Source organism: Oceanicola sp. 22II-s10i (assembly GCF_002210105.1).
In the GTDB taxonomy this organism is placed as follows: Bacteria; Pseudomonadota; Alphaproteobacteria; order Rhodobacterales; family Rhodobacteraceae; genus Pseudooceanicola.
In genome coordinates, this window is record NZ_AQQU01000004.1 from 343,994 (window position 1) to 361,999 (window position 18,006).

The 18,006-nt window shown below is 64.2% G+C and carries 12 protein-coding genes; 10 read left to right on the plus strand and 2 right to left on the minus strand.

Annotated features, from left to right (window positions below; translation table 11 throughout):
• The gene (locus ATO6_RS13425) at positions 1-1,137 is read left to right on the plus strand and encodes a DUF563 domain-containing protein (protein WP_176440927.1); all 1,137 of its coding nucleotides are present in this window, start codon (positions 1-3) and stop codon (positions 1,135-1,137) included.
• Positions 1,138-1,153: 16 nt separating this feature from the next.
• On the opposite strand, the gene ATO6_RS13430 is transcribed toward ATO6_RS13425, so the two are convergent.
• Positions 1,154-1,921, minus strand: a complete 768-nt coding sequence (locus tag ATO6_RS13430; protein WP_176440928.1) for a YkgJ family cysteine cluster protein — start codon at positions 1,919-1,921, stop codon at positions 1,154-1,156.
• A 473-nt stretch (positions 1,922-2,394) separates the two neighbouring features.
• Between ATO6_RS13430 and rplJ the strand changes: the two genes are divergently transcribed.
• The 4 genes from rplJ (at position 2,395) to rpoC (ending at position 12,098) form a co-directional block, all read left to right on the plus strand.
• Positions 2,395-2,913 carry a 50S ribosomal protein L10 gene (gene rplJ, locus ATO6_RS13435; RefSeq protein WP_088624519.1) on the plus strand — a complete coding sequence of 173 codons (519 nt, stop codon included), beginning with the start codon at positions 2,395-2,397 and terminating at the stop codon, positions 2,911-2,913.
• 71 nt (positions 2,914-2,984) lie between these two features.
• Positions 2,985-3,365: a 50S ribosomal protein L7/L12 gene (gene rplL, locus ATO6_RS13440; RefSeq protein ID WP_088624520.1), complete on the plus strand. Its 381-nt coding sequence runs from the start codon at positions 2,985-2,987 to the stop codon at positions 3,363-3,365.
• 245 nt (positions 3,366-3,610) lie between these two features.
• Complete coding sequence (gene rpoB / locus ATO6_RS13445; RefSeq protein WP_088624521.1) at positions 3,611-7,747, plus strand: DNA-directed RNA polymerase subunit beta; 4,137 nt, start codon at positions 3,611-3,613, stop codon at positions 7,745-7,747.
• A 118-nt stretch (positions 7,748-7,865) separates the two neighbouring features.
• The gene (gene rpoC / locus ATO6_RS13450) at positions 7,866-12,098 is read left to right on the plus strand and encodes a DNA-directed RNA polymerase subunit beta' (RefSeq protein WP_088624522.1); all 4,233 of its coding nucleotides are present in this window, start codon (positions 7,866-7,868) and stop codon (positions 12,096-12,098) included.
• 65 nt (positions 12,099-12,163) lie between these two features.
• Here the strand turns inward: rpoC and ATO6_RS13455 are convergent, their stop codons facing one another.
• A complete protein-coding gene (locus tag ATO6_RS13455) occupies positions 12,164-12,589 on the minus strand; it encodes a lipocalin-like domain-containing protein (RefSeq protein ID WP_088624523.1) in 426 nt (141 codons plus the stop codon).
• Between the two features lie 132 nt (positions 12,590-12,721).
• Between ATO6_RS13455 and ATO6_RS13460 the strand changes: the two genes are divergently transcribed.
• The 5 genes from ATO6_RS13460 to fusA all read left to right on the plus strand — a co-directional run bounded on the left by ATO6_RS13460 (position 12,722) and on the right by fusA (position 17,871).
• Entirely contained in the window at positions 12,722-13,630 is a 909-nt protein-coding gene (locus ATO6_RS13460; RefSeq protein WP_088624524.1) for a DMT family transporter, read from the plus strand.
• A gap of 57 nt (positions 13,631-13,687) precedes the next feature.
• The gene (locus ATO6_RS13465) at positions 13,688-14,584 is read left to right on the plus strand and encodes a DMT family transporter (RefSeq protein WP_088624525.1); all 897 of its coding nucleotides are present in this window, start codon (positions 13,688-13,690) and stop codon (positions 14,582-14,584) included.
• A gap of 287 nt (positions 14,585-14,871) precedes the next feature.
• Positions 14,872-15,243 carry a 30S ribosomal protein S12 gene (rpsL, locus tag ATO6_RS13470; protein WP_088624526.1) on the plus strand — a complete coding sequence of 124 codons (372 nt, stop codon included), beginning with the start codon at positions 14,872-14,874 and terminating at the stop codon, positions 15,241-15,243.
• Positions 15,244-15,255: 12 nt separating this feature from the next.
• Positions 15,256-15,726, plus strand: coding sequence for a 30S ribosomal protein S7 (gene rpsG, locus ATO6_RS13475; RefSeq protein WP_088624527.1), 471 nt, complete (start codon positions 15,256-15,258; stop codon positions 15,724-15,726).
• Positions 15,727-15,747: 21 nt separating this feature from the next.
• Complete coding sequence (gene fusA / locus ATO6_RS13480; RefSeq protein ID WP_088624528.1) at positions 15,748-17,871, plus strand: elongation factor G; 2,124 nt, start codon at positions 15,748-15,750, stop codon at positions 17,869-17,871.
• Positions 17,872-18,006 lie beyond the last annotated feature (135 nt).

Sequence of the window (18,006 nt, forward strand, 5' to 3'; positions counted from 1 at the left end):
ATGAACGCGTTTTCCGATATCACCTTCACGGGCATGGCGCTGGTGGACGAGGCGATCCTCGTCGCGGGGCGCGGGCTGGCGCATTCGATCAACCGGCCCGACGGGCGGCCGGTGGACGAGGCCGCGCTGATCCGCAAGGGCCGCCGGATCGAGCCGCAGCTACACGATCCCGCCGCGTTCGAGGGGGCGGAGCGGATATCGGGCCGCTGGCTGTTCGCGGGGGATTACTGGCCGCATTTCGGACATTTCCTGTTCGAGTCGCTGGCCCGGCTCTGGGCCGTACCGCAGATCGCGGAACCGCTGGACGGGCTGCTGTTCGTCGCGCCGCGCGGGGCGGAATGGGGCGAGATCGACCAGAACAAGTTCCAGCGCCGGATGCTCGACATCCTCGGGATCGACCTGCCGATCCGGGTCCTGTCCGCCCCCGCGCGGGTCGAGCGGCTGTATGTGCCCGAACAGGGCTGCGGGATGGGCGAACTGGCGGCGGGCACGCTGTCGTTCCGGTTCTTCATCCGCGAGGCGCTCGGCGCCGGGATCGCGCCCGCCCCGGACAAGAAGATTTACCTGACCCGCACCGGCTACCGCCTGCGGCGTGGCGGGATATTCGGCGAAAAGACCGTCGAGGACCTGCTGGCCGCCGAGGGCTATCGCATCCTGTCGCCCGAGGCGATGACCATCGAGGACCAGATCGCCGCCTATCTGGGGGCCGACAAGGTGATCTCCTCCGACAGTTCGGCGCTGCACATGACGGGGTTCGTCGGCAACGAGGATCAGGAGGTCGCGATCCTTCTGCGCCGGCTCAACGGGGCGCGGGACCTGCTGCCGCAGTTGCGGGCCTTTACCGGGCGCGATCCGCTGGTCGTGGACCGGATCGACGGCTACCTCGTGCGCGAGGGCATCCGCAACACCGCCTGGGCGAGTTTCGCCGAGCTGGATCTGCCGGGCGTCGGGGCCGATCTGGCCGGTGCCGGGTTCATTGACCAGCCGGACCTGTGGAAACCGATGCCGGTGCGGCGGCGGCGCCGTCTGCTGATGCAGTTCCGCAGACGCCTGAACTGCGAGATCCTGGAAAAGGGCCGCAACGAGTTCGCATGGCACATCCCGGACGGCAGCACACTGCTGGCTGACGCGGCCTGATCGCCGGGCAGGGGCCTCAGCCCCGTCCGTCCAGCGCGGCGAAGATGTCCGACAGGGTCCGGGGCGGATGACGCGCGGCGTCGAGACTTTCATCCAATGACCGGCCTTCGACCGCCCCCGCCGCGACCCGCGCCATCGCGTAGGTCCTGACCTGGGCGATACCCTTCAGCACCTCGCGGACAAGCGCGTGCACGGCGAGATAGTCGATATGGCTGCCCAGGACCCCGGCGCCGGTCTCGGCCCCGCCTTCCGCATTGACCTCGCAGGCCTTGGCGTCGGTCGAGACGAAGGACCGGCATATCGTCGGCCTGTCGTCGTAGACCCGGCACATGCGGCTGTCCGGATCGAGCGCGGGGCAGGCGGCGGGATGCCAGCCGCGCCCGTCCGGCACCCCCGCAAGGGGCGCGAGCGCTTCGTGCAGGCGCCGCGCCTCGTCCTCGGTGATGGTGCCGCCGTCGCCGCCTGACAGGATGCAGCAGAAGGCGCAGCCGCTCGCGCAGGCGGCATCGCGCAGGACCGGGGGCGGATCGCGCTCGATCATGTCACGCGCCACGTCGCCGAGTCGTCGCGCCGCCCGGCCCGAGGCCATGTCCGCGATCACCTGCTGTGCCGGCAGGCGCTGACGGATGGCGGTCTCCAGATAGGCCACCAGCATCCTTCGGACGCGTTCTGTGGCCGCGCGGGACGGACCGCGCGGTTTCGCCTTCTGAACCAGGGCCAGCAGCGTGGCCGGGTCGGGGATGCGCCCCGTCGCGTTGCGCGGCGCCTTGCCTGCGGATGCCATCCGGTCTCTCTCGTCTGGGAACGACCCGAGAATAGTAACCGGGTTCAGTGGGATGCAAGGGCCGAACCCGCAGGGCCGCGCAGTCGGCCGGTACAGGTTCCTGTTCCTTTCGCCTGCGGAACGTGGTATGATCATGGGGTTCGCCGATGATGCACCGGGCACGGGTCGGCGTAGCAATGCGGGGGCGCGAAATATTCGCGGCCTCCCCTTCACATTTCCCGCAAAACTCGTTAAACGCCCCCCTTGTCGGGTCGGTTGCGCATGCGCAGCCGTCCGGCGATTCGTCCGAGACGGTGGGTGACTGCAATCCAGCAGCCATAATTCCTGCCTGAGACGGGAAATGAACATAAGTTTCTTCGGAACGCTCTCCGCGTGTCCGGGGGATGTGCAGGACCCGTAAGGACTTGATTGTCGTGGCGTCAGCCGCGGCGAAACGAGCCGGAGGGTCACACCTCCCCAATTGGAGTGAAACTGTGGATAGAGCCCAGAAAGAGAAAGTGGTCGACGAGCTCGGCCAGATCTTCGAAAGCTCTGGCGTCGTTGTGGTTGCACACTACACCGGCCTCACGGTTGCCGAAATGCAGACTCTGCGCGCCCAAGCCCGTGAGGCAGGTTCGTCGGTCCGCGTCGCCAAGAACAGGCTCGCCAAGATCGCCCTTCAGGGTAAACCCTGCGAAAGCATGGCCGACCTCCTGACGGGCATGACCGTTCTCACCTATTCCGAAGACCCCGTGGCCGCGGCCAAGGTGTGCGAGGAATTCGCCAAGACGAACAAGAAGTTCGAAATCCTTGGCGGTGCAATGGGCGAGAACGCTCTGGACCGGGCCGGTGTCGAGGCCGTGTCGAAAATGCCGTCGCGCGAGGAGCTCATCGCTTCCATCGTCGGCTGCATCGGCGCGCCCGCTTCGAACATCGCCGGTGCGATCGGCGCACCTGCTTCCAACATCGCTTCGATCCTCTCGACCATCGAGGAAAAGGCCGAAGCGGCATAAGGCAACAGTGAGACGGTCACGGGTTGCAACCCCTGACGTTGGAACACATCTTAATACGGAAAGAGCTGAAAATGGCTGATCTGAAGAAACTCGCCGAAGAGATCGTTAACCTGACGCTTCTCGAGGCACAGGAACTCAAAACCATCCTGAAAGACGAATACGGCATCGAGCCCGCTGCTGGCGGCGCCGTGATGATGGCCGGCCCGGCAGCTGGTGCCGCAGCCGAAGCCGAAGAGGAAAAGACGGAATTCGACGTCATCCTCAAGTCGGCAGGCGCCTCCAAGATCAACGTGATCAAGGAAGTCCGCGCAATCACCGGTCTGGGCCTGAAAGAAGCCAAGGACCTGGTGGAAGCCGGTGGCAAAGCCGTCAAGGAAGGCGTGTCGAAAGACGAAGCCGAAGAGATCAAAGGCAAGCTGGAAGCAGCTGGCGCCGAGGTCGAAGTCAAGTAATCCGGACCGGGCATCGCGCCCGGGCGACGGAAATGCAGGCTGGATCCGGGGAAAACCGGGTCCAGCCGAACCTGTCTCAGAGAGGGCTTTCGCGAAAAGCCCTTTCTAAGGCGAGGTTCGAGGATCGGGAGGCCGCCCGTGGGAAGGTGGCCAGGCATGGATCCTAGACCCCCTGTCTCGAATGGACGCATCGCCGGAGCCCGGCGGCGGTCGCGTCCGAAGAGAAACGAAAGGTGACATCCGTCATGGCTCAGACCTTCCTCGGTCAGAAACGTCTTCGCAAATACTACGGCAAGATCCGCGAAGTTCTTGAAATGCCGAACCTCATCGAGGTTCAGAAATCCTCTTACGAGCTTTTCCTCAAATCCGGCGACCAGCCCGAGCCCGCAGACGGCGAAGGTATCAAGGGCGTCTTCCAGTCCGTCTTCCCGATCAAGGACTTCAACGAGACGGCGCATCTGGAGTTCGTGAAATACGAGCTCGAGCGCCCGAAGTATGACGTCGAGGAATGCATGCAGCGCGACATGACCTACAGCGCGCCGCTGAAGGTCACGCTTCGCCTGATCGTGTTCGATATCGACGAGGACACCGGCGCCAAGTCGGTCAAGGACATCAAGGAACAGGACGTCTTCATGGGCGACATGCCCCTGATGACCCCGAACGGGACGTTCATCGTGAACGGCACCGAGCGCGTGATCGTGTCCCAGATGCACCGCTCGCCGGGCGTGTTCTTCGACCATGACAAGGGCAAGACCCACTCCTCGGGCAAACTGCTGTTCGCCTGCCGCATCATTCCCTACCGCGGCTCCTGGCTGGACTTCGAGTTCGACGCCAAGGACATCGTGTTCGCCCGCATCGACCGCCGCCGGAAACTGCCGGTGACGACCCTGCTCTATGCCCTCGGCATGGATCAGGAAGCAATCATGGATTCCTACTACAACACCGTGACCTACTCGCTCCGCAAGGGGCAGGGATGGGTGACCAAGTTCTTCCCTGAGCGCGTGCGCGGCACCCGGCCGCCCTATGACCTCGTGGACGCGGACACCGGCGAAGTCATCGCCGAGGCGACCAAGAAGATCACGCCCCGCGCGGTGAAGAAGCTGATCGACGAAGGCAAGGTCAAGAACCTGCTGGTGCCATTCGACCGCATCGTGGGCAAATTCGCGGCCAAGGATATCATCAACGAGGAAAACGGCGCGATCTATGTCGAGGCCGGTGATGAGCTGACCGTCGAATACGACAAGGACGGCACGCTGATCGGCGGTTCGGTCAAGGATCTGGTCGACGCGGGTCACACCGATATCCCCGTGCTGGACATCGATAACGTCACCGTGGGCGCCTACATGCGCAACACCATGGCGATGGACAAGAACATGAACCGCGACACCGCGCTCATGGACATCTATCGCGTAATGCGTCCGGGCGAGCCGCCGACGGTCGAGGCCGCTTCGGCCCTGTTCGACACCCTGTTCTTCGACGGCGAACGCTATGACCTGTCGGCCGTTGGCCGGGTCAAGATGAACATGCGCCTGAACCTCGACGCGGCGGACACCGTCCGCACCCTGCGCCGCGAGGACATCGTCGCCTGTATCAAGGCGCTGGTGGACCTGCGCGACGGCCGTGGCGAGATCGACGACATCGACCACCTCGGCAACCGCCGGGTGCGCTCGGTCGGCGAGCTGATGGAGAACCAGTACCGCGTCGGCCTGCTCCGCATGGAGCGCGCGATCAAGGAACGCATGTCCTCGGTCGAGATCGACACGGTGATGCCGCAGGACCTGATCAACGCGAAACCGGCGGCGGCTGCCGTCCGCGAATTCTTCGGCTCCTCGCAGCTGTCGCAGTTCATGGACCAGACCAACCCGCTGTCCGAAGTGACGCACAAGCGGCGCCTGTCGGCCCTCGGGCCGGGCGGTCTGACCCGCGAGCGCGCGGGCTTCGAGGTCCGCGACGTGCACCCGACCCACTACGGCCGGATGTGCCCGATTGAAACGCCGGAAGGTCCGAACATCGGTCTGATCAACTCGCTGGCGACCTTCGCCCGCGTGAACAAGTACGGCTTCATCGAGACCCCGTATCGCCGCGTCGACAACGGCCATGTCACCGACGAGGTGAAATACATGTCCGCGACCGAGGAAATGCGCCACACCGTGGCGCAGGCCAACGCCAACCTCGACGACAACGGCGACTTCGTGAACGACCTCGTCAACACGCGGAAATCGGGTGAATACACCCTGTCCCCGCGCGAAAACGTGGACCTGATCGACGTCTCGCCGAAACAGCTTGTCTCGGTCGCCGCCTCGCTGATCCCGTTCCTCGAAAACGACGACGCGAACCGCGCCCTGATGGGCTCGAACATGCAGCGTCAGGCGGTTCCGCTCCTGCGGGCCGAGGCGCCGCTGGTCGGCACCGGGATCGAGGAAATCGTCGCACGCGACTCGGGCGCGGCCATCATGGCCAAGCGCGCGGGCATCATCGACCAGGTCGATGCGCAGCGTATCGTGATCCGGGCCACCGAGGATCTGGAGCTGGGTGACGCGGGTGTGGATATCTACCGCATGCGCAAGTTCCAGCGCTCGAACCAGAACACCTGCATCAACCAGCGTCCGCTGGTGAAGGTGGGCGACACGGTCGTGAAGGGCGAGGTCATCGCGGATGGTCCCTCGACCGACATGGGCGAACTGGCCCTCGGCAAGAACGTGATCGTCGCGTTCATGCCCTGGAACGGCTACAACTACGAAGACTCCATCCTTATTTCCGAGCGGATCGCGCGGGACGACGTCTATACCTCGATCCACATCGAGGAATTCGAAGTCGCCGCTCGTGACACCAAGCTCGGGCCGGAAGAAATCACCCGCGACATCCCGAACGTCGGCGAGGAAGCCCTGCGCAACCTCGACGAAGCCGGCATCGTCTACATCGGCGCCGATGTGGAACCGGGGGATATCCTTGTGGGCAAGATCACGCCCAAGGGCGAAAGCCCGATGACGCCGGAGGAGAAACTGCTCCGCGCCATCTTCGGCGAAAAGGCCTCGGACGTCCGTGACACCTCGCTTCGCGTGAAGCCGGGCGACTACGGCACCGTCGTGGAAGTCCGCGTGTTCAACCGCCACGGCGTCGACAAGGACGAACGTGCGCTGCAGATCGAGCGTGAGGAAGTCGAACGCCTGTCGCGTGACCGCGACGACGAGATGGCGATCCTCGACCGCAACATCTATGCGCGCCTCAAGTCCATGCTTCTGGGCAAGACCGCCGTGAAGGGTCCGAAGGGCATCAAGGCCAACTCGGAAGTCACCGAAGAGCTTCTGTCCTCGCTGCCCCGCAGCCAGTGGTGGATGCTCGCCCTCGGCGACGACCAGGAAGCCGCGCATGTCGAGGCCCTGAACGAGCAGTACGAGGCGCAGAAGCGCGCGCTCGACGCACGGTTCGAGGACAAGGTCGAGAAGGTCCGCCGCGGCGACGACCTGCCCCCGGGCGTGATGAAGATGGTCAAGGTCTTCGTGGCCGTGAAGCGCAAGCTTCAGCCCGGCGACAAGATGGCCGGTCGTCACGGCAACAAGGGTGTGGTGTCGCGCGTCGTGCCGATGGAGGACATGCCGTTCCTGCAGGACGGGACTCCGGTCGACTTCTGCCTCAACCCGCTCGGCGTGCCGTCGCGGATGAACGTCGGTCAGATCCTCGAAACCCACATGGGCTGGGCCGCGCGTGGCCTCGGCGTCAACATCGACGAAGCGCTCGGCGAATACCGCCGCTCCGGCGATCTGACCCCGGTGCGCGAGGCGATGAAGCTGGCCTATGGCGAGGATGTCTACGACGAGGGCATCGGCGGCATGGACGAGACCACGCTGGTCGAAGCGGCGAACAACGTCACCCGTGGCGTGCCGATCGCGACCCCGGTCTTCGACGGCGCCAAGGAACCGGACGTGAACGACGCGCTCAAGCGCGCCGGGTTCAACGAGAGCGGTCAGTCGATCCTTTACGATGGCCGGACGGGCGAACAGTTCGCGCGTCCCGTCACGGTGGGGGTCAAGTACCTGCTCAAGCTGCACCACCTTGTCGACGACAAGATCCACGCACGCTCCACGGGTCCGTACTCGCTCGTCACGCAGCAGCCGCTGGGTGGTAAGGCGCAGTTCGGTGGCCAGCGTTTCGGGGAGATGGAGGTCTGGGCTCTGGAAGCCTATGGCGCCGCCTACACCCTGCAGGAAATGCTGACCGTGAAGTCGGACGACGTGGCCGGCCGGACCAAGGTCTACGAAAGCATCGTCAAGGGCGAGGACAACTTCGAGGCCGGTGTGCCCGAATCCTTCAACGTTCTGGTGAAGGAAGTCCGCGGCCTCGGCCTGAACATGGAACTCCTGGACGAGGAGGGCGAGGAATAATCGGCCACCGGGCGGGCGGTGCGTGGCAAGCACGCACCTTACCGCAGGCCGTAGGGTGCGTGCTTGTCACGCACCTGCCGCTTCCTCCCCTCCGCGCCCTGTCATCTAGGAAAACGACATGAACCAGGAACTGACGAACAACCCGTTCAACCCGCTCACCCCGCCGAAGGTCTTTGACGAGATCAAGGTCTCGCTGGCTTCGCCCGAGCGGATCCTTTCGTGGTCCTACGGCGAGATCAAGAAGCCGGAAACGATCAACTACCGGACCTACAAGCCCGAGCGCGACGGCCTGTTCTGCGCCCGTATCTTCGGGCCGATCAAGGATTACGAGTGCCTCTGCGGCAAGTACAAGCGCATGAAGTATCGCGGCGTCGTCTGCGAGAAATGCGGTGTCGAGGTCACCCTCCAGAAGGTGCGCCGCGAGCGGATGGGCCATATCGAGCTCGCCGCGCCGGTCGCGCATATCTGGTTCCTGAAATCGCTGCCGTCCCGCATCGGCCTGATGCTGGACATGACGCTGCGTGATCTGGAACGCGTGCTCTACTTCGAGAACTACGTGGTCATCGAGCCGGGTCTGACCGACCTGCAGTACGGCCAGATGCTCACCGAAGAAGAGTTCATGGACGCGCAGGACACCTTCGGCATGGACGCCTTCACGGCGAACATCGGTGCCGAGGCGATCCGCGAGATGCTGGCGAACATCGACCTCGAGTCCGAGGCCGAGACGCTGCGCGCGGACCTCGCAGAGGCCACGGGTGAACTGAAGCCCAAGAAGATCATCAAGCGTCTGAAGGTCGTGGAATCCTTCCTCGAGTCGGGCAACCGGCCCGAGTGGATGGTCATGACCGTCATTCCGGTCATCCCGCCGGAACTGCGCCCGCTGGTCCCGCTGGACGGCGGCCGGTTCGCGACGTCGGACCTGAACGACCTGTATCGCCGGGTGATCAACCGGAACAACCGCCTCAAGCGGCTCATCGAGCTGCGCGCGCCGGACATCATCGTCCGGAACGAAAAGCGGATGCTTCAGGAATCCGTCGATGCGCTCTTCGACAACGGTCGTCGTGGCCGCGTCATCACCGGTGCCAACAAGCGCCCGCTGAAGTCGCTGTCGGACATGCTCAAGGGCAAGCACGGCCGCTTCCGCCAGAACCTTCTGGGCAAGCGCGTCGACTTCTCCGGCCGTTCGGTCATCGTGACCGGTCCGGAGCTCAAGCTGCACCAGTGCGGCCTGCCGAAGAAGATGGCGCTCGAGCTGTTCAAGCCGTTCATCTACTCGCGGCTGGAAGCAAAGGGTCTGTCGTCGACGGTCAAACAGGCGAAGAAGCTGGTCGAGAAAGAGCGTCCCGAGGTCTGGGACATCCTGGACGAGGTCATCCGCGAGCACCCGGTTCTGCTGAACCGCGCGCCCACGCTGCACCGTCTCGGGATCCAGGCGTTCGAACCCACGCTGATCGAAGGCAAGGCGATCCAGCTGCACCCGCTGGTCTGCTCGGCCTTCAACGCCGACTTCGACGGCGACCAGATGGCCGTGCACGTCCCGCTGTCCCTCGAGGCACAGCTGGAAGCGCGCGTCCTGATGATGTCGACCAACAACGTCCTGTCGCCCGCCAACGGCGCGCCGATCATCGTTCCCTCGCAGGACATGATCCTTGGTCTGTACTACACGACCATCGAACGTGAGGGCATGAAGGGCGAGGGCATGTCGTTCGCCTCGATCGAAGAGGTGCAGTACGCGCTGGATTCCGGTGCCGTTCACCTGCACGCCAAGATCACCGCGCGGGTTAAGCAGATCGACGAGGAAGGCAACGAAATCGTCAAGCGTTACGAGACGACGCCCGGTCGCGTCCGCCTCGGCGCGCTGCTGCCGCTGAACGCGAAGGCACCGTTCGAACTGGTCAACCGCCTGCTCCGCAAGCGGGAAGTCCAGCAGGTCATCGACACCGTCTACCGCTACTGCGGTCAGAAAGAGTCGGTCATCTTCTGCGACCAGATCATGTCGATGGGCTTCAAGGAAGCGTTCAAGGCGGGCATCTCGTTCGGCAAGGACGACATGGTCATCCCGGATTCGAAGTGGACCATCGTGGAGGATACCCGCGAGCAGGTTAAGGACTTCGAACAGCAGTACATGGACGGCCTGATCACCCAGGGCGAGAAGTACAACAAGGTCGTGGATGCCTGGTCGAAGTGCAACGACAAGGTGACCGAGGCCATGATGTCCACCATCTCGGCCAACCGCCGGGACGAGAACGGCGCCGAAGCGGAGCCGAACTCGGTCTACATGATGGCCCACTCCGGTGCGCGGGGTTCGGTGACGCAGATGAAACAGCTCGGCGGGATGCGCGGCCTGATGGCCAAGCCGAACGGCGACATCATCGAGACGCCGATCATCTCGAACTTCAAGGAAGGTCTGACCGTTCTGGAGTACTTCAACTCCACCCACGGTGCCCGTAAGGGCCTGTCGGATACCGCCCTGAAGACCGCGAACTCCGGTTACCTGACCCGTCGCCTCGTCGACGTGGCGCAGGACTGCATCGTGCGCGAGCCCGACTGCGGCACCGAGAACGCGATCACCGCGGAAGCGGCCGTCAACGACGGTGAAGTCGTCGCCTCGATCGGCGAGCGCGTGCTGGGCCGTGTGTCGGCCGAGGACGTCGCGAACCCGGTCACGGGCGAGGTCATCGTGACCAAGGGCCAGCTGATCGACGAACGGGCGGCGGACGCCATCCAGGATGCCAACGTCCAGTCGATGCGCATCCGGTCGCCGCTGACCTGTGAAAGCGACGACGGTGTCTGCGCCGCCTGCTACGGCCGCGACCTTGCACGCGGCACGCAGGTGAACATCGGCGAGGCTGTCGGCATCATCGCCGCGCAGTCGATCGGTGAACCCGGCACCCAGCTGACGATGCGGACCTTCCACATCGGCGGCGTGGCGCAGGGTGGTCAGCAGTCGTTCCTCGAGGCATCTCAGGAAGGCACCATCGCCTTCGAGAACGCCCAGCTTCTGGAAAACGCCTTCGGTGAGGTTCTCACCGTCGGCCGGAACATGAAGCTGCGCATCCTCGATGACGCGGGCGAGGAACGGGCGAGCCACAAGCTCGGCTACGGCACCAAGCTCTTCGTCAAGGAAGGCGACAAGGTCACCCGTGGCACCAAGTTGTTCGAGTGGGACCCCTACACCCTGCCGATCATCGCCGAACGTGCCGGTCAGATCCGTTACGTCGACCTCGTCACCGGTATCGCGGTGCGTGAAGAGACCGACGATGCGACCGGCATGACCCAGAAGATCGTGTCCGACTGGCGCGCGGCCCCCAAGGGCAACGAGCTCAAGCCGGAACTGCTGATCGTCGACGAAGAGGGCGAACCGGTCCGCAACGAAGCGGGCAACCCGGTGACCTATCCGATGTCGGTGGACGCGATCCTGTCGGTCGAGGATGGTCAGGACATCAAGGTCGGCGACATCGTCGCGCGTATCCCGCGCGAAGGTGCGAAGACGAAGGACATCACCGGCGGTCTGCCGCGTGTGGCCGAACTCTTCGAAGCCCGCCGTCCCAAGGACCACGCCATCATCGCCGAGATCGACGGCTATGTCCGGTTCGGCCGCGACTACAAGAACAAGCGCCGCATCACCATCGAGCCGGTGGATGAGACCATGGAGCCCGTGGAATACATGGTGCCCAAGGGCAAGCACATCCCCGTGGTCGAAGGCGACTTTGTCCAGAAGGGCGACTACATCATGGACGGCAACCCTGCCCCCCATGACATCCTCGCCATCATGGGCGTCGAGGCGCTGGCCGAGTACATGATCGACGAAGTGCAGGACGTCTATCGCCTGCAGGGCGTGAAGATCAACGACAAGCACATCGAGGTCATCGTCCGCCAGATGCTCCAGAAGTGGGAGATCACGGACAGTGGCCAGACGACCCTGCTGAAGGGCGAGCATGTCGACAAGATCGAACTCGACGAGGCCAACAAGCGGGCCGAGGACAAGGGCCTGCGCCCTGCCGCCGGTCAGCCGATCCTGCTGGGCATCACCAAGGCGTCGCTGCAGACCCGCAGCTTCATCTCGGCGGCGTCCTTCCAGGAGACCACGCGCGTTCTCACCGAGGCTTCGGTGCAGGGCAAGCGCGACAAGCTGGTCGGTCTGAAAGAGAACGTCATCGTCGGCCGCCTGATCCCGGCGGGCACCGGCGGGGCAACGCAGCGCGTGCGCCGCATCGCCTCCGAGCGGGACAACGTCGTCATCGACGCCCGCCGCGAGGAAGCGGAAGCCGCGGCAGCGCTGGCCGCTCCGGTGCAGGATTACGAGGAAGTCGAAGACAACCTCGTCATCACCCCGGAAAGCCGCGACTGATCGTCGGACGTTTGTGAGATTGGAAAGCCCCCGCTTCGGCGGGGGCTTTTCGTTTGGGGCAGGGGTCAGACGCGGGTGAATTCCATCCGGTAGATCACCTCTTCGCCCGTGCCGGGGTCGATGCCCGGCGCACCGCTGATGACCAGCCGGTCGCCGTCGAGGGTGAAGGGGCGGCTGAGGTCGGTCTGCCAGTTCGGATTCCACGCGCCCTCGACATGGTGGACCACGCGGTCGCCCTCCAGCGCCCAGGACGCCACGTAGGCCAGCATAGTGTCGAAGAGTTCGGCCTTTTCCTCCGTGCTCCACAGCCGTCCGTCACCGGGCAGGCGGGTGCGGTGAAACACCGTCGCCATCATGCGACCGTCCGCGTGGTAGGCGATATAGCCCAACGGGTCCGGCCCCGACGCATCCGACACCGCGCCGGTCGCCACGACCTCGCGCGTCCAGCTGGACATGCGCCATGACCCCAGCAGGGCCGATACGTCCGGCATCGCGACCTCCCGCCCAAATCCCGAGCGTTTCCAGTGTGCCGGGGATTCACATATCGGACAAGGAAATCGGGTGGCTTCCCTTTCCGCCCGCCGCATGCCAGTCAGCCCCGAGAGGCCGGAAAGTGCAGGGACATGTCTGACAATCTACGCGGCGCGATCCTGATGTGCGTCGCCATGGCGCTGTTCCGGGTGAACGAGACCTGCACCAAGCTGCTGGCCGGGGAAATGCCGCTGACGCAGATCGTGACGCTGCGCGGGCTGGTCATCACCGGCGGCACCTTCCTGATCGCCTGGCGGATGAGCGCGCTGACGCTGTCCTCCTCGCCCCGCCTATGGGGCATGCTGGCGATCCGCACGGCGTCGGAAATCGGGGCGGCCTATTTCTATCTTCAGGCGCTGTTCAACATGCCGCTGGCGAACGTGACGGCGATCTCGCAATCCGCGCCGCTGATGCTGTCGCTCGCCGCCGCGGTGTTCCTGCGCGAACCCCTTGGCTGGCGGCGCTTGTCGGCGATCATGATCGGGCTCGTGGGAGTGCTGATCATCGTCAGGCCGGGACCGGACGGGTTCGACAGCTTTGCCATCTACGCGCTGATCTCCGTCACCATCGGGCTTGTCCGCGACCTCGTGACCCGTAAGATGCCGACCGAGATGCCCTCGGTCATGGTGACGCTCTGCACCGTGGCGGGGGTAACTTTGGCTTTCACCGTCGGCGGGCTGTTCGACGGTCAGGACTGGGTGGCCATAGATGCCCGCGACTCCGCGCTGCTGGTCGGGGCAGGGGTGGCGTCGCTGTTCGCCTTCATCAGCTCGATCACGGCGATGCGGACGGGGGAATTGGCCTTCGTCACCTCGTTCCGCTACACGGGTCTGATCTGGGCGCTGGTCATCGGGTTCGTCATCTTCGGGGACTGGCCGACGGCCACAACGCTGCTCGGCGCCGCCATCGTCGTCGGATCGGGGCTGTTCACCATCTACCGCGAACGGCGGCTTGGTCTGCTGAAACAGACGCCCTCCGCGAAAGCCCGCCCCCCATATTAACGCGGCTTCCCATTGCCGCCCGCCCGTGTCATCTGGGCGGCGGGACGAGGGAAGACCATGACCGACAATTTCCGTGGCGCGCTCCTGATGATGGGGGCCATGGCGCTGTTCACCCTGAACGACACCTGCACCAAGCTGTTGTCCGGGGACCTGCCGATGTCGCAGATCATCACGCTCAGGGGCATCCTGACCTCCGTGGGGACCGCGCTGATCGCATGGCGGATGCGGGCCTTTGCGCACCGGCTGAACCGCCGGGACGCCATCCTGGTGCTGTTGCGGACACTCGCCGAGGTCGGCGGGGCGTATTTCTTCATCACCGCGCTGTTCAACATGCCGCTGGCGAACGTGACGGCGGTGCTGCAATCCGCGCCGCTGGCGGTGACGCTGGCGGCCGCCGTGTTCCTTGGCGAAAAGGTGGGCTGGCGGCGTCTGGTGGCCATCGGGATCGGGTTCTGCGGGGTGCTGCTGATCGTGCGGCCGGGGCCCGAGGGGTTCAACCTCTTCGCCATCAACGCGCTGATCTCGGTGATGTTCGTCACCGCGCGCGACCTCTTCACCCGCCGCCTGTCGCGGGCTGTGCCGTCAATGCTGGTGTCCTTTGCGACAGCGGTTGGCGTCACGCTGTTCTTCGCCGTGAGCGCGATCGGGGACACCTGGGTGCCTCTCGACACCCGCGCGGTCGGGCTGATCGGCACTTCGGCGGCGGCGCTGCTCTTCGCCTATCTCTGCTCGGTCGCGGCGATGCGGGCAGGGGAGTTGTCCTTTGTCACGCCCTTCCGCTACACGGGCCTAATCTGGGCGCTGCTGCTCGGCCTCGTGGCCTTTGGCGACTGGCCGACATGGCCGACCCTGCTGGGGGCCGCGATCGTCGTCGGGTCGGGGCTGTTCATGCTCTACCGCGAACGCCGGCTCGGGTTGACGCCGCCGTCCGCAACGCGTACCCCTCGCGCCTGACGTGCGGGTGAAGCAGGCGGCGATTTGGCGCCGGGTCGTGTTGACAAGGCCCCCGACTCTTTCTATACGCGCGCTCAGCCAGGCAAGGGGGTCGCCCCGCCGCCTCTCAGAATTGTAGTGGTCACGATCCGGGCGGCAGCGCCCCGATCCTCTGGAATCCGCCGCGTCGTTCCCCGTGAACGAGGGGACGCATGCGGTTTTTTACGTTGCGTGGACGCACGTGACGTTTAACGAAACCGCGGGGCGACCCGCAGCACATGTGTCGAGAAACGGGGAACGAAACCCAAATGCCTACGATCCAGCAGCTGATCCGGAAGCCCCGGCAGCCCAAAGTCAAACGCTCCAAGTCGCAGCACATGGAAGGATGCCCGCAGAAGCGCGGCGTCTGCACCCGTGTCTACACCACCACGCCGAAGAAACCGAACTCCGCTATGCGTAAGGTCGCCAAGGTGCGCCTGACGAACGGCTACGAGGTCATTTCCTACATCCCCGGTGAAAGCCACAACCTTCAGGAACACTCCGTTGTCCTGATCCGTGGCGGCCGCGTGAAGGACCTTCCCGGTGTGCGTTACCACATCCTTCGGGGTGTGCTCGACACCCAGGGCGTCAAGGATCGTAAGCAGCGCCGTTCGAAATACGGCGCCAAGCGGCCGAAGTAAGAGGATACACAGATGTCTCGTCGTCACGCTGCCGAAAAGCGCGAAATTCTGCCCGACGCCAAGTATGGCGACCGGGTTCTGACCAAGTTCATGAACAACCTGATGATCGACGGCAAGAAGTCGGTCGCAGAGAAAATCGTCTACAACGCGCTCGACCGGATCGAAGCCAAGGTCAAGCGTGCGCCGGTGGAGATCTTCCACGAAGCGCTCGACAACATCAAACCCTCGGTCGAGGTCCGCTCGCGCCGTGTGGGTGGTGCGACCTACCAGGTCCCCGTCGAGGTCCGCCCCGAGCGCCGCGAAGCCCTGGCCATCCGCTGGCTGATCACCGCCACCCGGAACCGCAACGAGAACACGATGGAAGAGCGCCTTGCCGGCGAACTCCTCGACGCCGTGAACTCGCGCGGTTCGGCCGTGAAGAAGCGCGAAGACACCCACAAGATGGCCGATGCCAACAAGGCATTCAGCCACTACCGCTGGTAATATCCGAAAGGCAGGCCCAACATGGCACGCGTCTACCCGCTTTCCCGTTATCGTAACTTCGGCATCATGGCGCACATCGATGCCGGCAAGACCACGACGACCGAGCGTATCCTCTACTACACCGGCCGGTCCCACAAGATCGGCGAAGTCCATGACGGCGCCGCCACCATGGACTGGATGGAGCAGGAGCAGGAACGCGGGATCACGATCACTTCGGCTGCCACCACGACCTTCTGGCAGTGGCAGGAAGATCCGACCGCTGACGGCACCTCGGACACCAAGTTCCGCTTCAACATCATCGACACCCCCGGCCACGTCGACTTCACCATCGAAGTCGAGCGTTCGCTCGCCGTTCTCGACGGCGCGATCTGCCTGCTGGACGGCAACGCCGGTGTGGAACCGCAGACCGAAACCGTGTGGCGTCAGGCTGACCGCTACAAGGTTCCGCGCATCGTGTTCGTCAACAAGATGGACAAGATCGGCGCCGACTTCTTCAACTGCGTGAAGATGATCAAGGACCGCACCGGTGCGACCCCTGTTCCCGTCGCCATGCCGATCGGCGCCGAAGACCAGCTGGAAGGCACCATCGACCTGATCACCATGGAAGAATGGGTGTGGAAGGGCGATGACCTGGGTGCCGGCTGGATCCGTCAGCCGATCCGTGACGAGCTCAAGGATCTGGCCGACGAATGGCGCGCCAACATGATCGAGAACGCCGTCGAAATGGACGACGACGCGATGGAGAAGTACCTGGAAGGCGAAGAGCCCGATGTGCCGACCCTGCGGAAACTGATCCGCAAGGGCTGCCTGTCGCTGACCTTCGTTCCGGTCCTCGGTGGCTCCGCGTTCAAGAACAAGGGCGTCCAGCCCCTGCTGAACGCCGTGATCGACTTCCTGCCCGGTCCGCTCGACGTGCCCGCCTACACCGGCTTCTCGCCGGATGACGAGACGGAGACCCGGAACATCGAGCGTCACGCCGATGATGCCGAGCCCTTCTCGGGCCTCGCGTTCAAGATCATGAACGACCCCTTCGTCGGTTCGCTGACCTTCACCCGGATCTATTCCGGCGTGATCAAGAAGGGCGACCAGATGATGAACTCGACCAAGGGCAAGCGCGAGCGTGTCGGTCGTATGATGATGATGCACTCGAACAACCGCGAGGAAATCGAGGAAGCATTCGCAGGCGACATCATCGCGCTGGCGGGTCTGAAGGAAACCACCACGGGCGACACGCTGTGCGACCCGAACAAGCAGGTGGTTCTGGAAACCATGACCTTCCCGGATCCGGTGATCGAGATCGCGATCGAGCCGAAGACGAAGAACGACCAGGAGAAGATGTCTCAGGGTCTGCAGCGTCTGGCAGCCGAAGACCCGTCCTTCCGCGTCGAAACCGACCTCGAGTCCGGTCAGACCATCATGAAGGGCATGGGCGAACTTCACCTCGACATCCTCGTCGACCGCCTCAAGCGGGAGTTCAAGGTCGAGGCGAACATCGGCGCGCCGCAAGTGGCTTACCGTGAAACCATCGGCCACAAGATCGAGCACACCTACACCCACAAGAAGCAGTCGGGTGGTTCGGGTCAGTTCGCAGAGGTCAAGCTCATCATCGAGCCGACCGAACCGGGCGAAGGCTACTCGTTCGAGTCGAAGATCGTCGGCGGCGCGGTGCCCAAGGAATACATTCCGGGCGTCGAAAAAGGGATCAAGTCGGTCATGGACTCCGGTCCGCTGGCAGGCTTCCCGGTGATCGACTTCAAGGTCGCGCTGATCGACGGCAAGTTCCACGACGTCGACTCCTCGGTCCTCGCGTTCGAGATCGCGGCACGGATGGCGATGCGCGAAGGTCTGCGCAAGGCCGGCGCCAAGCTGCTGGAACCGATCATGAAGGTCGAAGTGGTGACCCCGGAAGAATACACCGGCGGCATCATCGGCGACCTGACCTCCCGCCGCGGTCAGGTGACCGGGCAGGAGCCGCGCGGCAATGCCGTGGCGATCAACGCCATGGTTCCGCTGGCCTCGATGTTCGGCTACATCAACACGCTGCGTTCCATGTCCTCGGGCCGCGCGCAGTTCACGATGCAGTTCGATCACTACGATCCGGTGCCGTCGAACATCTCGGAAGAGATCCAGAAGAAATACGCTTAACGGGACGGCGGGGGTTACCCCGCCCTACCCACCACCCGTAGGGCGGGGCTTCCCCGCCGACCCGATACAAGGAGGCCATCATGGCAAAGGAAAAGTTTGCGCGGAACAAACCGCACTGCAACATCGGCACGATCG